Origin of the sequence: Kitasatospora cystarginea, assembly GCF_039533515.1 — a bacterium.
In the GTDB taxonomy this organism is placed as follows: Bacteria; Actinomycetota; Actinomycetes; order Streptomycetales; family Streptomycetaceae; genus Kitasatospora; species Kitasatospora cystarginea.
Map to the genome: position 1 here is coordinate 306,575 of NZ_BAAATR010000004.1, position 20,539 is coordinate 327,113.

General features: G+C 73.9%; 16 protein-coding genes and 1 pseudogene. 12 read left to right on the forward strand and 5 right to left on the reverse strand.

The features are described 5' to 3' along the window. Positions 1 to 13: 13 nt before the first annotated feature. The gene (locus tag ABD369_RS07085; RefSeq protein WP_344635361.1) at positions 14 to 1,504 is read right to left on the reverse strand and encodes an MFS transporter; all 1,491 of its coding nucleotides are present in this window, start codon (positions 1,502 to 1,504) and stop codon (positions 14 to 16) included. 67 nt (positions 1,505 to 1,571) lie between these two features. Continuing rightward, the gene (locus ABD369_RS07090) at positions 1,572 to 2,216 is read right to left on the reverse strand and encodes a TetR/AcrR family transcriptional regulator (protein WP_344635362.1); all 645 of its coding nucleotides are present in this window, start codon (positions 2,214 to 2,216) and stop codon (positions 1,572 to 1,574) included. 373 nt (positions 2,217 to 2,589) lie between these two features. On the opposite strand from ABD369_RS07090, the gene ABD369_RS07095 reads away from it, so the two are divergent. Then, positions 2,590 to 3,930: a type I glutamate--ammonia ligase gene (locus ABD369_RS07095; protein ID WP_344635363.1), complete on the forward strand. Its 1,341-nt coding sequence runs from the start codon at positions 2,590 to 2,592 to the stop codon at positions 3,928 to 3,930. Between the two features lie 32 nt (positions 3,931 to 3,962). Next, positions 3,963 to 5,033 carry an amidohydrolase family protein gene (locus tag ABD369_RS07100; protein ID WP_344635364.1) on the forward strand — a complete coding sequence of 357 codons (1,071 nt, stop codon included), beginning with the start codon at positions 3,963 to 3,965 and terminating at the stop codon, positions 5,031 to 5,033. A 426-nt stretch (positions 5,034 to 5,459) separates the two neighbouring features. On the opposite strand, the gene ABD369_RS07105 is transcribed toward ABD369_RS07100, so the two are convergent. After that, a complete protein-coding gene (locus tag ABD369_RS07105) occupies positions 5,460 to 6,377 on the reverse strand; it encodes a HipA family kinase (RefSeq protein ID WP_344635365.1) in 918 nt (305 codons plus the stop codon). Positions 6,378 to 6,517: 140 nt separating this feature from the next. Here ABD369_RS07105 and ABD369_RS07110 point away from each other — a divergent pair, with 140 nt between their 5' ends. From ABD369_RS07110 to ABD369_RS07150, 9 genes are all read left to right on the forward strand, one after another. Further along, complete coding sequence (locus tag ABD369_RS07110) at positions 6,518 to 6,958, forward strand: SRPBCC family protein (protein WP_344635366.1); 441 nt, start codon at positions 6,518 to 6,520, stop codon at positions 6,956 to 6,958. Between the two features lie 209 nt (positions 6,959 to 7,167). Further along, positions 7,168 to 8,352: a glycosyltransferase gene (locus ABD369_RS07115; protein WP_344635367.1), complete on the forward strand. Its 1,185-nt coding sequence runs from the start codon at positions 7,168 to 7,170 to the stop codon at positions 8,350 to 8,352. 369 nt (positions 8,353 to 8,721) lie between these two features. Continuing rightward, on the forward strand, positions 8,722 to 10,218 hold the full coding sequence (locus ABD369_RS07120) for a sugar transferase (protein ID WP_344635368.1): 1,497 nt from the start codon (positions 8,722 to 8,724) through the stop codon (positions 10,216 to 10,218). A gap of 2 nt (positions 10,219 to 10,220) precedes the next feature. Then, positions 10,221 to 11,657 (forward strand): O-antigen ligase family protein, encoded by a 1,437-nt coding sequence (locus tag ABD369_RS07125; RefSeq protein WP_344635369.1) that lies wholly within the window; start codon positions 10,221 to 10,223, stop codon positions 11,655 to 11,657. Next, positions 11,654 to 13,558: a lipid II flippase MurJ gene (locus tag ABD369_RS07130; RefSeq protein WP_344635370.1), complete on the forward strand. Its 1,905-nt coding sequence runs from the start codon at positions 11,654 to 11,656 to the stop codon at positions 13,556 to 13,558. Before ABD369_RS07125 ends, ABD369_RS07130 begins: the two co-directional genes overlap by 4 nt. Then, positions 13,548 to 14,345 (forward strand): polysaccharide deacetylase family protein, encoded by a 798-nt coding sequence (locus tag ABD369_RS07135; RefSeq protein WP_344635371.1) that lies wholly within the window; start codon positions 13,548 to 13,550, stop codon positions 14,343 to 14,345. Before ABD369_RS07130 ends, ABD369_RS07135 begins: the two co-directional genes overlap by 11 nt. Further along, a complete protein-coding gene (locus tag ABD369_RS07140; protein WP_344635372.1) occupies positions 14,342 to 15,532 on the forward strand; it encodes a glycosyltransferase in 1,191 nt (396 codons plus the stop codon). The genes ABD369_RS07135 and ABD369_RS07140 overlap by 4 nt, the downstream gene beginning before the upstream one ends. Positions 15,533 to 15,661: 129 nt before the next feature. Beyond that, the gene (locus tag ABD369_RS07145; RefSeq protein WP_344635373.1) at positions 15,662 to 16,327 is read left to right on the forward strand and encodes a YveK family protein; all 666 of its coding nucleotides are present in this window, start codon (positions 15,662 to 15,664) and stop codon (positions 16,325 to 16,327) included. Between the two features lie 43 nt (positions 16,328 to 16,370). Continuing rightward, positions 16,371 to 17,531 carry a GNAT family N-acetyltransferase gene (locus tag ABD369_RS07150; protein ID WP_344635374.1) on the forward strand — a complete coding sequence of 387 codons (1,161 nt, stop codon included), beginning with the start codon at positions 16,371 to 16,373 and terminating at the stop codon, positions 17,529 to 17,531. Here the strand turns inward: ABD369_RS07150 and ABD369_RS07155 are convergent. Together ABD369_RS07155 and ABD369_RS07160 are read right to left on the reverse strand one after the other, a co-directional pair. Further along, positions 17,508 to 18,761 carry a glycoside hydrolase family 26 protein gene (locus tag ABD369_RS07155; protein ID WP_344635375.1) on the reverse strand — a complete coding sequence of 418 codons (1,254 nt, stop codon included), beginning with the start codon at positions 18,759 to 18,761 and terminating at the stop codon, positions 17,508 to 17,510. The genes ABD369_RS07150 and ABD369_RS07155 overlap by 24 nt on opposite strands. Before the next feature lie 182 nt (positions 18,762 to 18,943). Continuing rightward, positions 18,944 to 19,081, reverse strand: a pseudogene (locus tag ABD369_RS07160) (neutral zinc metallopeptidase); the annotation flags it as partial. A 353-nt stretch (positions 19,082 to 19,434) separates the two neighbouring features. On the opposite strand from ABD369_RS07160, the gene ABD369_RS07165 reads away from it, so the two are divergent. Next, complete coding sequence (locus ABD369_RS07165) at positions 19,435 to 20,370, forward strand: PQQ-binding-like beta-propeller repeat protein (RefSeq protein ID WP_344635376.1); 936 nt, start codon at positions 19,435 to 19,437, stop codon at positions 20,368 to 20,370. Positions 20,371 to 20,539 lie beyond the last annotated feature (169 nt).

Here is a 20,539-nt window from a genome sequence, read left to right on the forward strand (position 1 = left end):
CGGAGCCGTAGCGTCAGTGCGCCAGGACCGGAACGGCGTCCTCCTGCTCGACGGCCTGCTCCTGGGCGCTGGGGCGGCCGACGTTGATGAAGACGAAGGCGATCGCCGCTGCCAGCAGCAGGATGCCGAAGGAGCACCAGATCGCGGTCGAGAAGCTGTGCACCATGCCCACCAGCTTGCCCTGCGGGGTCTGGGCCAGGGCCTGGTGCGACTTGATCCACGAGGTCATCGCGCTGGTGGCGATGGTGTTCAGCAGCGCCGTGCCGATCGCGCCGCCGACCTGCTGCGAGGTGTTGACCATGGCGGAGGCGACACCGGCGTCGCGCGGCTCGACCCCGTAGGTGGCCAGGCTCATCGCGGGCATGAACGCGGTACCCATGCCGAGGCCCATCAGGATCAGGCCGGGCAGGATGTGCACCGGGTAGGAGCTGTCCACCTTGATCTGGGTGAGGATCAGCATGCCGAGCGAGGCGACCGTGAAGCCGGGCACGATCAGCAGGCGCGGGGCGACCTTGGTCATCAGCCGGGCGCCGATCTGGGTGGAACCGGTGATCATGCCGGCGACCATCGGCAGGAAGGCCAGGCCGGTGACGACCGGGGAGTACCGCAGCACGACCTGCAGGTAGTAGGTCAGGAACAGGAAGAGCCCGAACATGCCGATCACGGCCAGGCCCAGCGAGAGGTAGACGCCGGCGCGGTTGCGGTTGGTGACCACGCGCAGCGGCAGCAGCGGGGCCTTGACCGAGCGCTCGACCAGCACGAAGGCGAGCAGCAGCACCACCGCGGCGGCGAACAGGCCCAGCGTGGTGCCCGCGGTCCAGCCGTCCGACTCGGCCCGGGTGAAGCCGTAGACCAGCGAGACCAGGCCGGTGGACACCAGCAGCACACCGGGGATGTCCAGCTTGCTGCGGTTGCGCCCCTGGGCGGGCTCGCGGATCACCAGCACGGCGCCGGTGATGGCGACCGCGGCGAACGGAATGTTGACGAAGAAGGTCCAGCGCCAGTTCAGGTACTCGGTGAGCAGGCCGCCGAGGGTCAGACCGATGGCGCTGCCGCCACCGGCGATCGCGCCGTAGATGCCGAAGGCCTTGGCCCGCTCCTGGGCCTCGGTGAACATCACCGCGAGCAGCGAGAGCGCGGCGGGGGCGAGCAGCGCGCCGAACAGGCCCTGCAGGGCGCGGGCGCCCAGCAGCATGCCGGTGTTGGCGGCGGCGCCGCCGAGCGCGGAGGCGAGCGCGAAGCCGCTCAGGCCGACTATGAAGGTCCGCCGCCGTCCCCACAGGTCGGCGATCCGGCCACCGAACAGCAGCAGGCCGCCGAAGGCCAGGGCGTAGGCGGTGATCACCCACTGGCGGTTGGCGTCCGAGATGTGGAGGTCGGCCTGGGCGGTCGGGAGGGCGATGTTCACGATGGTCGCGTCGAGCACGACCATCAGCTGGGCGAGGGCGATGAAGGCGAGGGCCTTCCACCGCCGGGGATCCGGCTGCAGGGCGGATTCAGACATGGGGGTACCCATCTACGTACAAGAGCGTGCAGAAGTGCGAGAAGTCGGAGCGCAGATCAGATGCAGGTCAGTTGTGCCGCTTGAGGTCCTCCAGGGTCACGGCGCGGCCGTCCAGGATGGAGCGGGCCGGGGCCTCCAGGCCGTCCAGGAAGATCTGGAGATGGCGCTGGACGAAGCCGTCCATGGCCAGGCATCCGCTGCCCGGCAGTGGACGGGTGAGCTGGGTGAGCACGACCACGAAGTCGCCGACGGCGACGTCGGGACGGAGCCGGCCGGCCCGCTGGGCGCGGGCCACCAGCTCGGTCACCACCTGTGTCAACCGCAGGCGGCTGGCCGCGAGTTCGGGGTCGCATCGGTCGATGTGGTCGGAGAGCAGCGGGCACAGGGCGCCGATCCGCTCGCGGGCGGCCGCGAGCGCGAAGCGGCGTACGGCCTGGAAGGTGTCCGCCTCCTCGGCCATGGCCGCCTCGGCGTGCCCGACGACGTTGGTGAGCACCGAGAGCGTCACATGGAGGATCAGCTCGCGCCGGTCCGGGAAGTTGCGGTACAGCGTGGCGTTCCCGACCCCGGCCCGGCGGGCGATCTCGTCCAGCGGCACGTCCGCACCGAACTCGACGAAGGCCTCGCGGGCGGCGACGATGATCCGCTCCCGGTTGCGGGAGGCGTCGGCCCTGAGCCGGGGGCCGGCCGGCTTGGCGGCGGTCACGGTCATGGTCGGGTGCTCCCTTCGAGGTGGGTCCGTCGGTATGGGTGCATCCGGGGAATGCGTCCCCGGATCGTGCGGACGAAGAGGTAAACGGGGAATCTCTCCCCGGATATTTCGGGCCGGCCGGTGACCTGTGTCACAGGCGCCGGGATGTGCTCGTGCGGTCTTCGCCCCCTTCACCGCAGACGAGGCCCAGACTGACCACTCTCCGCGATGCCGGCGCCCGCTTCAACCGAATTTCCGTACGGGCGCCGGAGACCTCCGAGACACCCATGGTCGCAGATCCGCCCGGCCCGCGTCGGGCCCCGCCGCCAGCCGGACGGGTGACGGATCCGCCCGGTTGGCCCCCGAACGAGTGCGGGAACGGCAGCATGGACGTATGACCACCACGCAGCCCCGTGCGGAACGCGCAGCCCAGGCCCGGCTGGCCGCCGCCAAGCTCACCGACGAGGCCATCGACGGCGTGGTGCTCGGCTGGGTCGACAACGCCGGGATCAGCCGGGTCAAGGCCATCCCGGTCCGCCAGCTGGCGCACGCCGCCGAGTGGGGCGTCGGCGCCTCGCCGAGCTTCGACGTGTTCCTGCTGGACGACTCGATGACCAGCAGCCCGTTCACCACCGGCCCGGAGGGCGACCTGCGGCTGGTCCCCGACCTGACCAGACTCTCCCGGCTGGCCGCGCAGCCCGGCTGGGCCTGGGCCCCGGTCGACCGCTACACCCAGGACGGCACCCCGCACCCCGGCTGCCAGCGGCGCTTCGCGCGCCGGATGGTGGACGCCCTCGCCCGGCGCGGTCTCTCGTTGCGCGCCGGGTTCGAGGTCGAGTGGGTGGTCACCGACGCCGACGGCAGGCCCGCCACCGAGGGCCCGGCGTACGGGATGAACCGGATGATCGAGCACTCCGACTACCTCCGGGACGTGCTGCGGGCGCTCACCGCACAGGAGTTGACGGTCCTGCAGATCCATCCCGAGTACGCCCCGGGCCAGTTCGAGGTCTCGGTCGCCGCCGAGGGCCCGATCGAGGCGGCCGACACCGCGCTGCTGGTGCGGCACACGGTGCGCGCCGTCTCGCAGCGCTACGGGCTGCGCGCCTCGTTCGCGCCCGCGGTCACGGCGGACGGCGTCGGCAACGGCGGCCATCTGCACCTCAGTCTGTGGCGCGGCGAGCAGAGCCTCGGCCACGGCGGCTCGGGGCCCTACGGACTGCACGACGAGGCGGAGACCTTCTTCGCCGGAGTGCTGGCCGAGCTGCCCGCGCTGCTGGCCCTCGGCGCTCCCAGTGTGGCCAGCTACCTGCGGCTGCAGCCCTCCCGCTGGGCCGGGCCGTTCCGCTGCTGGGGCCTGGAGAACCGGGAGGCCGCGCTGCGGCTGATCACCGGCTCCACCGGCTCCCAGGCCAACGCCGAGATCAAGTGCTTCGACGCGGCCGCCAACCCCTACCTGGTGATCGGATCGGTGCTCGCCGCCGGGCTCGCCGGGCTGGACGCCGGCCGCTCGCTGCCGCCTGAGGTGCACGGCGACCCGGCAGGACAGAGCGGCGTCGAGCGCCTCCCCGGCGAGCTGTCGGTGGCCGTGGACGCCTACGAGAAGTCCGTCCTGCTGCGCGAGGCGCTCGGTGCCCAGCTGCACGCCGCGGTGCTCGCGGTCCGCCGGGCGGAGGTGGAACTCCTCGGCAGCCTCGGCGCGGAGGAGCTGATCGCCGCGACCCGCTGGCGGTACTGACCGTGCGGCTGGTCGACCAGCACTGTCACAGCGTGGTCCGCGCCGATCTGGACCCGGCCGCCTTCGCCGCCCTGATCACCGAGTCCGACCGGCCGCCCGCGGCCGGGACCACACCCTTCGACAGTGCGACCGGCCTGGCCGTCCGCCGCTGGTGCCCGCCCGCGCTCGGGCTGCCCGAGTACGCCCCGGCCGCGGACTACCTGGTCCGGCGGCGCGAGCTGGGCCCCGCCGAGGCGACCGCCCGGCTGCTGGCCGCGGCCGGCCTGGACTGCTGCCTGGTGGACACCGGACTGACCGGCGCCGCCGGGCGGCCCCTGCTCCCGCTGGCCGAGCTGGCTGCCGCCACCGGTGCGGAGGTCCGCGAGGTGGTCCGGATGGAGAGCGTCGCCGAGCGGGTCGACAGCACCGCGGCGGGGTGGTCCCTCGCCGTGCGGGCGGCGCTGGAGAGCGCCTGCGCCGAAGCCGCCGCGCTGAAGTCCATAGTCGGTTACCGGTGCGGGCTGGCCGTACCCCCCGGGCCGCCGGACGAGGCCGAGGTGATCCGGGCGGCCGGCGCCTGGCTGAGCGGCCCCCGGACCAGGCTGGCCGACCCTGTACTGCTCGCCCGGCTGTTGTGGACGGCCGTCGAGGTCTGCGAACCGCTCGGCCTGCCGATCCAGCTGCACACCGGTTTCGGCGACCCCGACCTGCGGCTGCACCTGGCCGACCCGGCGCTGCTGGTCGACTTCGTCCGCGCCGTCGAGCCCAGCGGCGTTCCGCTGGTGCTGCTGCACGGCTACCCGTACCACCGACAGGCCGCCTGGCTGGCCGCCTCCTTCCCACACGTGTACGCGGACATCGGTCTCACCGTCACGCACACCGGTGCGCGGGCCGCCGAGGTGCTCGGCGAGGTGCTCGAACTCGCCCCGTTCGGCAAGGTGCTGTTCTCCACCGACGCCTACGGGCTGCCCGAACTCTTCCTGGTCGGCGCCGCCCAGTACCGGCACAGCCTCGGGCGGCTGCTCGCCGGCTGGCAGGCGGACGGCGGCTGTCCGGCGGCCGACGCGGCCAGGATCGAGCGGATGGTCTCGGCCGGCAACGCCCGCCGCCTGTACCGCCTCTGAGTAAGACCGACCGGCGATAGGGAGCGTGGGAGAAGAAGGGGGCACCTCCCGGCCGAAGGCTGGGGGAGGGTCGAGAGCCGAGTCTGGGCGTGCATCGTGCGGGGGTCCCCCCGGCCGTCAGGCTGGGGGAAGAGAGCGCAGCGGCGCTGCGCGCGACGAGGAATGTGCGTCCAGGCGAGAGCTGTCGGCACGCGACGCCGCGGGCCCTATTGCCGGTCGGTCTAACTCCTGGCCATCGCACGGCAGTTGCCCGGACCTGGCTTCAAGTCATGTCTGTGAAGCACCTGCCGGAGGTTCCCGCCGCTCCCTGCCCGCCGACCCTTTTGGCCGGGGGAGGATGTCAATAGAGTTCCGGACGTTCATCCGGATGCCGCGGGAGGGGCAACCGCTGTGATTCACGGACGCCCCCGCGCCACGGCAAGCCCGTCAGTCGACGTGCCGGCTCCAGTCCGGTGCGGCCGACGGCTTGCCGTGCAGGTCGGGCACGTGCCTGAGCCAGGCAGGGCGCCCCGCCCGGGTCGCGGCGGCGCGCTCCGCCTCGGTCCGCCGCAGCTGTTCGGGGGTGGCGAACCCCTCCGGCAGCCAGGCCGCCGACTGCCGGGCCCGCGCGGCCAGGTGGCGGACGTAGGCCTCCCTGACCTCGTCGACCGTCCCGAACCCCGGCTCGTCGGCCAGCCACTGCCCGGGGACCGACGCGACCACTTCGCGCAGCAGTTCCGGGGTCACCAGCGGGGCGAGCCGGGCGTCGGCGGCGGGCACGTCCGGGGCGAAGCCGGCGAGCGCGTGGTTGCTCAGGTCGTAGCGCTTGAGCAGCGAGGCGTGCGCGCCGGACCAGCGGTGATGGAAGATCAGCCCGGCGCCGTTGTCGATCAGCCAGAGCCGGCCGTGCCAGACCATCAGATTGGGGTTGTGGACGCTGCGGTCGACGTTGCCGGTCAGCGCGTCCAGCCAGACCACCTGCCCGGCCTCGACGGGGTGGACGTCCACCATCGGCGGTTTGCCACCGGCGCCGCCCTCCGGATCGAAGTCGCGGGCGCCCGGCAGGTAGTCCATGCCGAGGTTGTGGCCGACACTGGCGCGCAGCATGTCCTGGATCTCGGCGTCCGGTTCCTCGGCGGCGACCGCCGGGTCGAAGTCCACCAGGACCAGCTCGGGCACCCGCAGGCCGAGCCGCCTGGCCAGTTCGCCGACGATCACCTCGGCGACCAGCGCCTTGCGGCCCTGCGCGGCACCCGTGAACTTGACCACGTACGTCCCGAGGTCGTCGGCCTCGACGATCCCCGGTACGGAGCCGCCGGCCCGCAAGGGGTTCAGGTAGCGGATCGCAGTCACCTCGGTAAGCACATCGGCCACCCTAACCCGGTGGCCGGCGGACGGGGTCCCGGTTTTGGTAGCTCGGGTGAGCGGTGGTTGGCTTGGGCCCGATATCGGAGCTGGCCGCAGAGCGTTGCGAGCGTTGCCACACAGTCGGAGGAGAGCAGGTCATGGGTCAGGTGTACGCCGCCACCGAGCGGGTCTACCAGGCGTCCCCGGAGCGGGTGTACGAGGCGCTGGCTGACTACGCCGTCACCCGGCCGAAGCTGCTGCCAGCGCAGTACAGCGAGTACGAGGTCAGGGCGGGCGGCCGGGGCGCGGGCACCCAGGTGCACTGGAAGCTCCAGGCCACCGAGAAGCGGGTCCGGGACTGCCTGTTCAACGTCACCGAGCCGGCGCCGCTCAAGCTGGTCGAGTCCGACGCCAACTCCTCGATGGTGACCACCTGGACCGTCACGGCGGCCGGCGCGGGTCAGGCCAAGGTGCTGGTCGAGACGGTTTGGCAGGGCGCGGGCGGCATCGGCGGCTTCTTCGAGCGGACCTTCGCCCCCAAGGGCCTCAACCGCATCCACGACGAGGTCCTCGCCCGCCTCGCCACCGAAGTCGCCTGAACCCGGCGTCTCCCGGGCACCACGGGCGGGGCTTCGGGTGTCACCGGGGGCACCGCTGCCGGAAGCCCTCGGGGGCCGGCCCGCGGTGCTTCCGGAGGGTGGTCGCATGCCCGTACGGCCGCTGAGCCGTACGGGTGATTGCGTTCCCCGTCCCGGGTGATACCGCCCGGAGTACGGCTTGGCGCCAACCTAGGCTCGCCGCCGTGCATATGACGATCCTTCACATCTCCCAGCCGGTGGACGGCGGCGTCGCCCGGGTGGTGGTGGACCTGGTCCGCGGGCAGCGCGAGGCGGGCTGCAGAGTGCTGGTGGCCTGCCCGCGGGTCGGCCGGCTGGCCGCCGAGGCGACGGCGGCGGGGGCGCTGGTGCTGGACTGGCCGGCCACGCGCTCGCCCGGTCCGGGGACGCCGGCGGAGGTGTGGCGGCTGCGCCGGATCGTCCGGGCCGCGGCGCCCGACGTGGTCCATCTGCACAGCGCCAAGGCCGGGTTGGCAGGCCGGCTGGCGATCCGGGGGGCGGTGCCGACGGTCTTCCAGCCGCACGCCTGGTCCTTCGCGGCCGTCGAGGGCGTGCTCGCCGCGGCCACCCAGCGCTGGGAGCGGTACGCGACCCGCTGGGCCGACGCGGTGCTCTGTGTGAGCGAGCGGGAGCGGCTGGACGGCGAGGCGGCCGGGCTGCGGGCGCACTGGCGGGTGGTCCCGAACGGGGTGGACGTCCGGCACCACGCCTTGGCCGACCGGGCGGCCCGCCGCGCCGCCCGGATGTCGCTCGGCCTGGACCTGGACGCCCCGCTCGCGGTCTGCCTCGGCCGGCTCTGCCGCCAGAAGGGCCAGGACGTGCTGCTGGCGGCCTGGCCGGGCGTGGCCGAGCGACTGCCGGAGGCGAGGCTGGCCCTGGTTGGCGGCGGCCCGGACGCCACCGCGCTGGCCGACCTGGTCCGCACCCTGCCGGACCCGTCCCGGGTGCGGCTGGCGGGGGACGTGGCTGACCCCAGGCCCTGGCTGGCCGCCGCCGATCTGGTGGTGCTGCCGTCGCGCTGGGAGGGCATGGCGCTGGCGCCGCTGGAGGCGATGGCGACGGGCCGCCCGGTGTTGCTGACGGACGTGCCGGGGGCCCGGGAGTCGCTGCCGCCGGCGCAGTCGGCGCGCGGACTGGTTCCACCGGAGAATCCGACGGAACTCGCCCGGCGATTGTCCGAGTCGCTCGATGATCTAATTGAATGCGAACGGATTGGGGTGGCAGCCAGGGAACATGTGATCGGTCGCCATGACGTGCGATCGATGGTGGGGCGAGTGGCGGAGCTCTATCGAACAATTTCGGCTGCGGAATTCCCGGATGCGTCCGGCCGGTCGTGCTTGCCGTGCCCAACTGCCCGTGTCCCGGACGGTGCCTGATCGTTTCTCAGGCTGTGGACGCTTGCCGTGGCGGTGTCGCCGTGTTCGCTCCTTGACCATGCGAACGAGGGTCCAAATGCGAAAGTCTGATTAATGGGCGGGTGGAATGAAATGGCAAGCCAATCCTCTGCAGCCAAGCCGCTGTTCGGCATTGTCTGATTTTGCCTGTCTCGTTTCCTTTTCCAGTCGCCGGTCTTTCGGAAGGCGGTCTGGGAATGGGCCGAAATCCACTCTCGGCGGCAGGCGTCACCCGAGCCGGATCCATCGAGCCGGGATGTCCGCGCCGATGCGGTTGCCGGTCCGGCCGTCCTGCCAGAGCGGCCGCACAGCCTGTCAAAGGCGGTCCCACAACAGGGAGTTCGTGCGCTGATGACCATTGACCACGAGAGCGTGCCGCGACCGGGGCGCCCGCTGCCGAACTCCCGGCGGACCGGCGCCGCCATCCTCGACCGCCCCGCCCGGACCGCCCAGGCCCGCTCCTCCGCGGCGGTCGGACGCCACCGCCGAGCACTCCGCTCCCGGGCCGTGGTTCCCGGCGCGCTGCTGGCCGCCGACACTCTCGCGGTCTGCGCCGCCACCGGCTTCACCGCCGACCGCACCGGACAACCCCTGCTCGGCGCGGTCGCCGTGCTGCCCCTGCTGCTTCCGCTCAACCTCGCCGCCGGCCTCTACCGCACCAGGCTCACCCTCTCCGCTCTCGACGAACTCCCCGCGCTGGCCGCCCGGGCCACCGTCGCGCTGGCCTTCGCGGTCACCCTCTCCGCCTGCTTGGAGGGCCTGCCCGACGTCGCCGCCGCACACCCGCTGCGCCTGCTAGCCACCCTGGCCGCCCTGATCCTGTTCGCCTCCGGCGGCCGGGCGCTGGTCTACCGCCAGCTGCGCCGCGCCCGCGGCCGCCGCCCAAGCCCCACCCTGGTGCTCGGCGCGGGCCAGCTCGGCCAGCGGGTCGCAGCCGTCCTGATCGAGCACCGCGAGTACGGACTGCGCCCGGTCGGCTTCCTCGACGCCGACCCCGTCCTGCTCGGCCCGGACGCCAAACTGCCCGTCCTCGGCGGGCGCGAGGTGCTCGAGCGCGAGATCCGGCGCCACCGCATCCACCACGTGGTCGCGACCGAGGGCGCCGCCGACGAGGCCGAGACCGCCGCCGCGCTCCGCGAGGCCGCCCGGCTCGGCTGCCACATCTGGCTGGTCCCCGCACTGCGCGAGTACGGCTCGGTGACCGGGTCCGACCGCGACCAGCTCTGGGGCTTCCCCTGCCTCAAGCTCGGCCGCCCGGCGCTGCGCCGCCGGGGCTGGCCGGTCAAGCGGGGGCTGGACATCCTCGCCGCCGGCCTCAGCCTGATCGCGCTCTCCCCCGTGCTGGCCGCCTGCGCCCTGGCCGTCCGCTTCGACACCGGGCCCGGGGTCCTGTTCCGCCAGCAGCGCACCGGACTCGATGGAAAGTCCTTCACCCTGCTCAAGTTCCGTACCCTGCGCCCCAGTAGTGAGCACGAGTCGGCCACCCGCTGGAACATCTCCCAGGACCACCGGATGGGCACCGTCGGCCGCCTGCTGCGCCGCACCTCGCTGGACGAACTGCCGCAGCTGTGGAACGTGCTGCGCGGCGACATGAGCCTGGTCGGACCGCGCCCCGAACGCCCGTACTTCGTCATGCGGTTCGGCCAGGCCTATCCCGAGTACGCCGACCGCCACCGCGTCCCGGTCGGGCTCACCGGCCTCGCCCAGGTCAACGGCCTGCGCGGGGACACCTCGATCGAGGACCGGGCCCGCTACGACAACCGGTACATCGAGGGCTGGAGCCTCTGGCTGGACACCAAGATCCTGCTCCGCACCGCCGTCCTGCTGCTCCACCCGGACGGGAGTTGACGATGGCCCTCGCGCTGACCCGGGCGCCCGGGGAACCGGTGCGGCCGGCCTTACGGACCGCCCGGGGTGCCCTGATCACCCGGCCCAGCCTGGTGGCCGCCGCCACCGTGCTGCTGGTCTGCGTACCCGGCGGGGAGAAGGACGTCACCGCCGCCGTCCACGTCACCGCGGCCGATGTGGCCTCGCTCGCCCTGGTCGGCTGGACCACCGTCGAGTTGCTGCGCGGCCGTGCCCCCGTGCTCAGTCGTACTGCCTGCGCACTGTTCGGAGCGGTGGTCTGCGCGGCCGCCGTCGCCACCGTCACCTCGATCGACCCGGCCGCCAGCCTCACCGGCTTCGTCCGGCTGGTCCAGGTCTTCGTGCTGGTGCCCGCCTGCGTACTCAATGCCCTGCGCGACCGCTTCGACCAGCGGCTGATCCTCGGTTCCCTCGTGCTGGCCGCGCTGGTCGAGGGAGCGGTCGGCGCGAACCAGTACCTGACCAGGACCGGTGCCTCCTACACCGGCCTGCCGATCCGCGCGGTCGGCACCTTCGGCGCCCTCGACATCATGGCGATGTCCACCGTGGTCAGCTTCGGTCTGCTAGCCGCCCTCGCCCTGGGCCTCGCCGAACGCGGGCCCGACGGAAACCGCCCGCTGCGGCTGGCCATGTTCGCCGCCGCCGCCTTCCTCACCTTCCCGCTGGCCGTCTCCTTCAGCCGGGGCAGCTGGATCGCCTGTGCCGCCGCCGCCACCGTGCTGGTGCTGCGGGCCGACGCCCGACTGGCCGTCCGCGCCGCCCTGTTGGGGCTGGCCGCCGGCACCGTCCTGGTCTGCGGAATCGGCATCGGCTCCGACGGCGTCACCCAGCGGCTCTCCAGTATCGGCTCGGTCTCCGCCGCGCCCGACCAGTCCGTCAGCGACCGCTACGACCTCTGGGCCACCGCCTTGCGGATCTGGCAGGACCGCCCCGTCACCGGCGCCGGGCCCAAGGCCTTCCAGCAACTGCGCGACAGCCACGCCCCGTTGAGGCTGTCATCCGGCAGCGACACCGCCGACGCCACCATCGGCTTCCAGCGCGAACCCCTGCTGTCCCCGCACAACATGTACCTGCTGGTCCTCAGCGAGCAGGGCCTGGTCGGCATGCTCGCGTACGCCGCCCTCTTCCTGGCCCTGCTGATCGGCTGCCTCCGCCACGCCTGCGGCGGTCGGCATCCGGAGCCGGACGGGGGAGCGGGTCTGGCCGCGCTCGCCCTGCTGGTCTGGGTCCTGGTCGACTTCCTGTACGGCGACATCGGCGGGGCGACCACCGTGCTCACCTCGGTCGTCCTCGGCCTCGCCGCCCGGACCGCTCTCGCCGGCCCCGACGAGAGCGGTACGGCGGCGCTACTGCCAAGTCCAGCGCCGCAGCCGGCCGTCGACGATGCACCCGCGGCCGCCTCCTCGGGGGTGCGCCCATGACGAGGGAGCAGCCGAGGGCCCTGGCCGCCCCGCTGACCCCCGCGCCGCCGCCCGCCCGCAAGGGCGGTAGCACCACCCCGCACCCTCCTGCCCGGGCCGGCTTCCTGGCCCGGGCCTTCGGGGTCACCGCCCTGCTCAGCGCCGCCGGTTCCGCCCTCGGGCTGTTGCGCGACCTGCTGCTGGCCCGCTACTTCGGGGCCAACCAGGGCACCGACGCCTTCCTGGTCGCCTGGACGGTCCCCGAGACGGCGGCGCCGCTGCTGATCGAGGACGCCATGGCCTTCCTGATGGTGCCCGCCTTCAGCCTCGCCCTGGTGCTGCGTGAGGAGCGGCCCGACCAGGCCGACCCGGTCCGCCGGCTGATCCGGTCCACCCTGCCCTGGCTGCTGCTGGCACTGTGCACCCTGACCGCCATCGTCGCCCTGGGCGCCCCCTGGCTGGTCGGGCTGCTCGCCCCGGGCCTCGCCGACCCGGGCCTCGCCGTCACCTGCACCCGGATCACCGCCTGCACCGTCCTGCCCTTCGGTCTCGCCGGGTACCTGGGCTCCGCCCTGCGCGCCCACCACCGCTTCACCGCACCCGCCGCCATCTACGTCGCGTACAACCTGGGCATCCTCACCGTGCTGCTCACCTGCCACGCGACGCTCGGGGTCCGCTCGGCCGCCGCCGGGGTGGCGCTCGGCAGCCTGCTGATGGCCGGGGTGCTGATCGGGCCGTTCCGCCGCCGGCTGCGCCAGGGCCGCAGGCCGGGGCGCCACCGGGGGCCGGCCCCGCTGGTGTTGATCCCGCTCGCGCTGCTGCCGGTCGCCGCATTCACCCTCACCCGGCAGGCCCAGGTCTTCATCGAGCGCTGCCTCGGCTCCGGCCTGCCGCCGGGCACCATCTCGCACCTCAACTACGCGGCCAAGGTCTCCCAACTCGCCATGACCGCTGCTGTGTTGATCTGTACCGTGACCTTCCCGCTGGTTGCGAGGGCGCTCGCGGCCGGTGACCTGACGGCGGCCAGGGACCGGGTTGAGAAGGATCTGGGCCAGGCCGCCGCGGTGGTTCTGGCCGGCACCGCCTGCCTGATGGCCTGTGCGCCCTCGGTGGTCTCGCTGCTGTTCGAGCGCGGCGCCTTCGGCCCGCACGACACCGCCGCCACCGCCGCCGTGATGCGGGTCTACGGCCTCGGACTGCCCGCCCAGGCGCTGGTCGGTGTGATGGTCCGGCCGTACTTCTCGGTGCGCCCGGTGGTCCGGCGCGCCGACGAGCCGTACAACGGCCACGCCGGGAACCGCCGGTGGCTGCCGCACCGCTCGACCGCGACGCCGGCGGGCCGGGAGCCCGGCATCAGGGACCTCGTCCTCTGGGGCCGCCGGGTCCTCGGGCCCGGCGCCGACGCTCCGCACTCCGGCGCTCCTGCGTCGCCTGTCGCTTGTCGCTCTCGGCACCGCCGGGCCCTCCCGGCCCCCGGCTCGGTCACCCTGCTCGACTGGTACCCGGTCGCCGCGATGGCCTTCGGACTGCTGGTCACCATCGGCGTCGGACTCGTCGCCGTTCCCCGTACCGGTGCCCTGGGCATCGCCGCGGGCAACGCCGCCGGGATCACCGCCACCGCCGCGCTGCTGCTGCGCGGGCTGCCGCCGCGCGGTATCGCCCTGCGGCTGCCCCGGGTGCTCGGCGGCCAGGCCCGGCTGCTGGCCGCCGCCGTCGGCGCCGCCGCCGCGGGTACCGCGGCCGGCGCGCTGACCGCCGACCCGCTGCTGTCCACCCTGTTCGGCGGCGGCTGCGTGCTCCTCGTCTTCGCCGTGCTCGGCACCGCGTTCGGCGCCGCCGAGGTCCGCGGCCCCGTGCTCGCCCTCGTCCGGGCCCTGTGCCCGAACCCGGCCGCTGAAGGGAAGCTGCCCCATGGACGCTGACACCCGGCTACCGCATCTCCCGGCACCGGCCGAGAGAACCACGGCCGCGCCCTGGATCCTGATGTACCACTCGGTGGCCGACGAGGAGGAGGACCCCTACCGGCTCACCGTCAGCCCCGACCGGTTCGCCGCCCAGATGGAGTGGCTGGCCCGCACCGGCAGGCGGGGCGTCAGCGTCCGGGAACTGTTGCGGGCCCGGGCCGCCGGCCGGGCGGCGCGGCTGGTCGGCCTGACCTTCGACGACGGCTACGCCGACTTCGCCGGACAGGCCGTCCCGATCCTGCGTGCGCACGGGTTCACCGCGACCGCCTACGTCGTCCCGGACCTGCTCGGCACCGAGAACGGCTGGGATGTGCTGGGCCCCCGCAAGCAGCTGCTGACGGTCGATGAGGTCACCGAACTCGCCGCCGCGGGCTGGGAGATCGGTTCGCACGGCCTCAGCCACCGGGCGCTGCCCGGACTGCCCGCCGACGTACTCGCCGAGCAGACCAGGGAGAGCCGGCGCGCGCTGGAGGGGCTGGTCGGTGGTCCGGTCACCGGGTTCTGCTACCCGTACGGCGCGATCGACCCGCCCGCCGTCCTGGCCGTCCGCGACGCGGGCTACCACTACGCCTGCGCCATCCAGCACGGCGCGCTCACCAGCCGGTTCGCCTTGCCGCGCTCGTACGTCGGGGAACGGGACGGCGCCCTGCGGCTGCTCGCCAAGCAGGGCCGCCACCGGCTGCGCGACGCGGCGTGCGCACTGCGCCGAGGCCCGCTGGGCGGGCAGCGGGGGACCGCCCGATGAGGGTGCTGCACGTCGTCACCGGCCTGGCGTCCGGCGGTGCCGAACGCCAGCTCCTGCTGCTGCTGCGCCACCTGCCCGAGCGGTACCGCTGCGAGGTGGCCACCCTGACCGATCCCGGGGCCGTCGCCGAGGCGCTGCGCGCCGAGGGCGTGGTGGTGCACGACCTGGCGATGCGCGGCAACCGCGACCTCACCGTGCTGCCCCGACTCATCCGGCTGATCCGCTCCGGCGACTACCGGCTGGTGCACACCCATCTCTACCGGGCCGGCCTCTACGGGCGGCTGGCCGCCCGGCTGGCCGGGGTCCGCACGGTGGTCGCCACCGAGCACTCGCTGCAAGCCGGGGTGATCGAGGGCCGCCGGACCACCATCGGGGTCAGGGTGCTCTACCTGCTCGCCGAACGGCTCGGCAGCACCACCGTTGCGGTCTCCCGCCAGGTGGCCGGCACGCTCGACGCCTGGGGTGTCCCGCCGCACCGGGTGCACCTGCTGCCGAACGGTGTCGAGGCCGCCCGCTACAGCCTGCCGACCGCCTCCAGGGCTGCCGTCCGGCAGATCGTCAGGACGGAGCTCGGCCTGCCGCAGCAGGCCTGGGTGGTCGGCGGGGTGGGACGGCTGGTGCCCGGCAAACGCTTCGAGGTCCTGGTCGACACGCTCGCCGAACTCGTCGCGCTGGCCGGGGAGCACCCGGCGCTGCGCGAGCCCTGGCTGCTGCTGGTCGGTGCCGGGCCGGAGCGCGAGGCACTGGTGCGGCGGGCCAAGCGGCTCGGGGTACGAGCGCGGCTGCTCTGCCCGGGGGAGCGCGAGGACGTCCCCGAACTCCTGACCGCCATGGACGTCCTGGCCGCACCCTCGACCGAGGAAACGTTCGGGCTGGCCGTCCTCGAGGGCCTCGCGGCCGGACTGCCCGTCCGCTACAGCGCCTGCCCGGCCCTGGAGGAACTCGGCCCCGAGGCCGCCCCCGAGGCTGCCCGCGTCCCCTCGGACGCGGCCGCCTACACCGCCGCCCTGTGCGAACTGTGGAGCCGCCGCAGCACCCCCCTGCCGCAGCCCCCGGCCGTCGCGCACTACGACATCGCCCGTGTCGCCGACGGGTTGGGCCGCCTCTACGACAGTCTCACCGCCGACGCGGACCCGGGGGTGCGCCGGGAACTGCCCGAGCGGCCCTCGACCGCCGTCCCGTCATGACACCCGACCAGCCGGGCGGCGGCAGCCCTCGGGGACGCGGCGGCGGTCCGGGGCCGGCCGCCGTCCGGTCCCGCACACCATCCCCATCCCCGGCCCTTCGGGGCCGCCTCACACCTCACGGAGTCACCGATGTCCGAACTGGGCCGCAGCGCACGTGCGCTGACCCGCCGCTGGTGGCCGGTGGCACTCGCCGTGCCGCTGGGCGCCCTGGCCGGGGCCGGCTACGGCCTCCTGGCGCACCCCAGCTACGCCGCCAACTCCTACGTGGTGGTGGTCTCGCAGGGGCCGGGGGAGAGCTCCACCGCGGTCAACTTCGCCCAGGCGTACGGGAGGCTGGCCGGACAGCCGCAGGTGCTGGCCGGCGCCGCAGCCCAACTCGACGAGACCATCGCGGAGTTGGCCGAGCGGGTTCGGGGCACCACCTCGCCGGATGCGCCGGTGATCGAGATCACCGGGACCGGCGAGCGCCCGAAGGAGGCCGTCCGGGCCGCCGACGCGGTCGCCAGGTCCCTGGTGGCGTTCGCCGACACGAGCAGCAAGGAGACCGGCGTTCGGCTGGTCCCGCTCGCCCCGGCGGCCGCACCGGAGGGACCGTCCTCGCCCTCCGTCCAGCTGGACACCGCGGTCGGCACCGCCGCCGGCGTCCTGGTCGGCGCCCTCGTCATGATGACCCGCCGCCGTCCCGCCACCGCTCCGGCCGCCGCGGTCCCCCTCCCCGCCCCGGCTTCCGCGCCCGGCACCCGGGCCGGGGGCGCCGGGGCCGTCGAGGCGCGGAAGGCAGGAAGCCCGGCATGACCGAGAACCCCGGCGGCCTTCCCCCACAGGCGGGGGAAGGCCGATGAGCACCGAACAACTGAGTGGGGTGGCGCTCCCCGTACAGAGCGGCGCGCCCACCTGGCGGGCCGAGGTCCTGCGGACCGACGACGCACTCGACCGGGTGGCCGAGGAGTGGGACGACCTGGCCCGGCGGTGCGCCGCCGCGACCTCGTTCCAGGCCACCGCCTGGCTGCGCTCCTGGTGGCGCCAGTACGGCCGCCCGGGCCGCCTGGTCGTGGTGCTGGTGCGCCAAGACGGACGGCTGGTCGGGGCCGCGGCCCTGCGGCGCCGCGGCCCCTTCGGCGGCCTGACCAACCTCGGCGGCGGCCTGGTCGACTTCACCGACGTGCTGCTGGACGACGCCGTCGCCGACCTGGCGGCCGCCGAACTCGCCCGCGCCCTCCCGCTGCGCCGCCCCTGGCACAGCCTGGAGCTGCGCGAGGTGCACCCTCAGGCGGCCGTCCAGCGGGTCTTCGAGCACTGGCGCGGCCGCCGCCACCGGCTACCCGACTCGCTCTGCCAGTACCTCCCGGCGGTGCCGATGGAGGAGCTGTTCAAGCGGCTGCCCGGGAAGACCGCCCAGCGCAGCCGGGTCAAGCAGCGGAAGATCGCGGAGGCGGGTGTCGAGGTCGGCTCGGTCACCCCCGACGAGGTGCCGCAGGCGATCGAGGAGCTGCTGCGGCTGCACTTCCTGCAGTGGCAGGAGCGCGGGGTCACCCCGGAGCACCGGAGGGAGCGCTTCGCCGCACATCTGGCCGAGTCCACCACCGGACTGGTCGCCACCGGCCGCGCCGCCCTGCACCGCTTCCGCTTGGACGGCGAGGTGGTCGCGATCAACCTGCTGCTGCTCTGTCCGTCCTTCGGCGGCCTGTACATGTACGGTGCCCACCCGAAACTGCGCGAGCGCCTGGACATCGCCGGGCTGCTGTTCGGCGCCGCCCTGGACGAGGTGCGGGCGGCCGAGATCCCGGTGCTGAGCCTGCTGCGCGGCCAGGAGCCGTACAAGCAGCGCTGGCGCCCGGACCAGCTGTCCAACCAGCGGTTGGTGCTCGGACCCGGGCGCCTCGCGCCGTTCGCAGCGGCCCGCGCACTACGGGTGACCGTGCGCCGGGCGGTGGTGCGGCAGCTGGGCACCAGGCTGCCCAGGCTGAAGGAGGCGCTAGCGGCCCGACGGCGCAGCTGACGGCCTGGGGCCGCCGAGCCAGGGGTCGAGCCGCGTCCCGGGCACCCCGTGGCCGCTGCCCGGCCAGCCGGGTAGCCACCCGGAGGGGCGCTCGCCCGGCCGCTCGCCGGGCTTCGCGGTGGGCTTGGGCCACGGCGCGGGCGTCGGGCGGGCACCGGCGGTCGCGCCGCCGCTGCCGGTCAGCGGGCCCGCGCCCTTCGATCCCGACATCAGCTGCTTGAAGACCGCGCTGGCGCGTGGGTTGCGGTTGCACTCCCAGAAGCCGTGCGGACAGTAGTCGGTGACGGTCTGGTAAGCGGTGTCATGGGTGCGCATCCACTCCACCATCCGCCGGACGAACTCGGGGTTGTCCCCGTTGCGGAACAGCCCCCACTCCGGGTACGAGACCTGCTTCCCGTGCTTGGCGGCGAACTCGACCTGGTCCTGCAGCCCGTACGGCTCGGAGACGTAGTCGTCGAAGGTGGCGCCGGCGGGCTGGTCGTAGCTGTCCATGCCGATGATGTCGACCACGTCGTCACCGGGGTAGCAGCGGGTCCACGGGATGGCGTCCAGGCCGCGGGTGGGCGCGAAGTCGAACTTGAAGTGCTGGCCCGGGGCCGAGCGCATCACCGTGACGATCCGCCGCCAGTACGCCTTCCAGGCGGCCGGGTCGGGCTTGCAGCGGTGGGTGTAGGTGATGCCGTTCATCTCCCAGCCGAGGGTCAGGACGGTGTCGCCGCCGCCGAGCGCCACCAGCCGCCTGGCCAGCTGGAGGAAGTGCGAGTCGAACTCGCCCCGGTCCGCCCGCGCCAGCAGTCGGGTCACCTCGCGGTCCGCGAGGTTGCCCTCGCTGGGCGCCAGCATGGGCACGCCGAGGACGAGCCCCCGCTGGGGGTCGGCCTGGCGCCACTGCGTCCAGAGGCCGAGCATCGCCGGCTCACCCTCGATGTCCTTCCAGTTGTTCCCGGCCAGGTAGGTGTGGCCGACCTGCATGTCGGCGCCGTTCAGCCAGCGTGCCATCTTGGCGATCTGCGGGATGTAGCTGTCCCAGGAGCCGACGAACGCGCCGAACGGCACCTCGTGCGCAGCCCGTCCGACGTCGGGCCCGGACGCGGTGTGGTGCGGCTGGGCCGCGCCCGAGGAGAGCGCGACGTGCCGCTCGGCCCGGCTCAGTGGCGCGCCGGTGGGAACGCTCGCGGTGGTCGCCAGCAGCAGTGCGGAGGCGGCCAGGGCGAGGCGGCCGAGTCGCATGGGTCTTCTCCTCTGGGACGGCGCCGGTGCGGGAGGTGTCGGGCGGTACCGGCTGCGGTACGGGGATGAGTACCGCGATTCAGAAGTTAAGCCCACGGTCCGTCAGAAAATGCGCATGTCACTCAGAAGTGGCATCCAGGTGGATCGCCGGAACCGATCGGGTGCATGTCCCGTTGCGGGCCCTACCCGAAGGTGTTGCACTTCGCCAGGTCCCCGGTCCGGTAGCCGGTGCCGAACCACTGCCGGCGCTGGGCGGAGGATCCGTGGTGCCGGCTCTCGGGGTTGACCCGGCCGGTGGCCCGCCGCATCCGGTCGTCGCCGAAGAGCCCGAGGGTGCTCGGATCGACGCCCAGGAAGAGCGCGAGCAGCCGTCCGATCAGCCCGACCGCGCCGCCCCCGACGGCGACCTTCCCGTCCTTCCCGTCGGACATCCCGCGCCGATCCTGCACCCGCGAGGTGTCCAGCTCCGCCTGATCGTCGAGCCGCATCCCGTCTCACCTCTATAACGGTCCGGCCGGCCGCTGCAGTCGCACGGTAGCGGCCGCCCCGCCCGGCTGCCCGGCGAGATGCGCAGGTCGGCGCGGTGTGTCGGCCCGGCCGGGCCGCGATCGCCCGCAGGAGCGGAGGGCCGCATTCGGCTGACGGCCACGCGTGCGGAGGGTACGCTCCGGCCGTGTCCTGGAAGCCGGTTCGTCCCCTCAGCTCTCGATCCGTCCTCCCAGCCCTGGCCGTCCTGCTGGTGCTCGGGGCCGGGGCAGCCGCGCACGCCAACAGGCCGGTGCCCTTCGGGGACCGGGTGGACGCGCCCGGCATCGCCGACGCCAGCCCGGTGAGCGCCCAGTCGCTGGCCACCGGCAGCCTGGAACTCAAGGTCGGCCCCGGCCTGGAGGCGTACGACCAGACCACCGACGAGCACCTGTGGTCCTACCGCCGGGAGGGCGCCACCGCCCTGCACATGGCGATGGCCGGGGAGAACGCCGTGGTGGTCTGGGACGACGGCATGATCACCTCGGTACGGCCGAGCGACCACTCGGTGCGCTGGCACCGGGCCGTGCCCGGTCTCGCCGAGTGGCTGCGCGCCGCCGGCGAACCCGGTGCCGACGCCAGGGCGGATTCCGAGCGCCGTGACACCGAGGTGGAGCGCGCGGCCGCCGCCCTGCAGACCGTCACCGAGCCCGAGCCCTGGGTCGCCGTGGTCACACCGACGCTGGCCATGGGCTTCCGGGACCGCGATGGCGACCTGCGGTTCAACTCGCGACCGCAGACCGGGTGCCTCTACGACCCGCTGCGCACCGTGCACACCGACAACGCGGTGCTGGTACCGCGCAGTTGCACCGGCACCGGCACCGGCACCGGCACCGGCGGCGCGGGCCACCCGCTGCCCGGCCTGGTCACCGGGTTCCGCCTGGACGCCCCCAACTGGCACCTGGACACCGGCCCCGGCGTCCTGTTGCACCGGCTGGACGGGCGCCGTGCCGCCGTCGACGACGGGCCGGTCGTGGGCACCCGGGTCTTCGACACCGTCCAGGGCGCCCTGGAGCCGGTCTGCGGCACCCCGGAGGTCCCCTTCGCCGCGGTCAAGCCCGAGGGCACCTGCTCCAAGCCCTGACCGGGGCTCCGGACACCCGCCGCCGGGTGGTGCGCGGCCGTGCGACCGGACGGTGGCCCGCGCACCTCGCGGGTCCTCGCCGCGGGCCCGCGCGCTTCGGGCCCGGGCCGGCGGGACGGCGGTCGCGCATTATTCCAGCAAGGCTCTCCGGCGGGCCCGGTAGACTGGC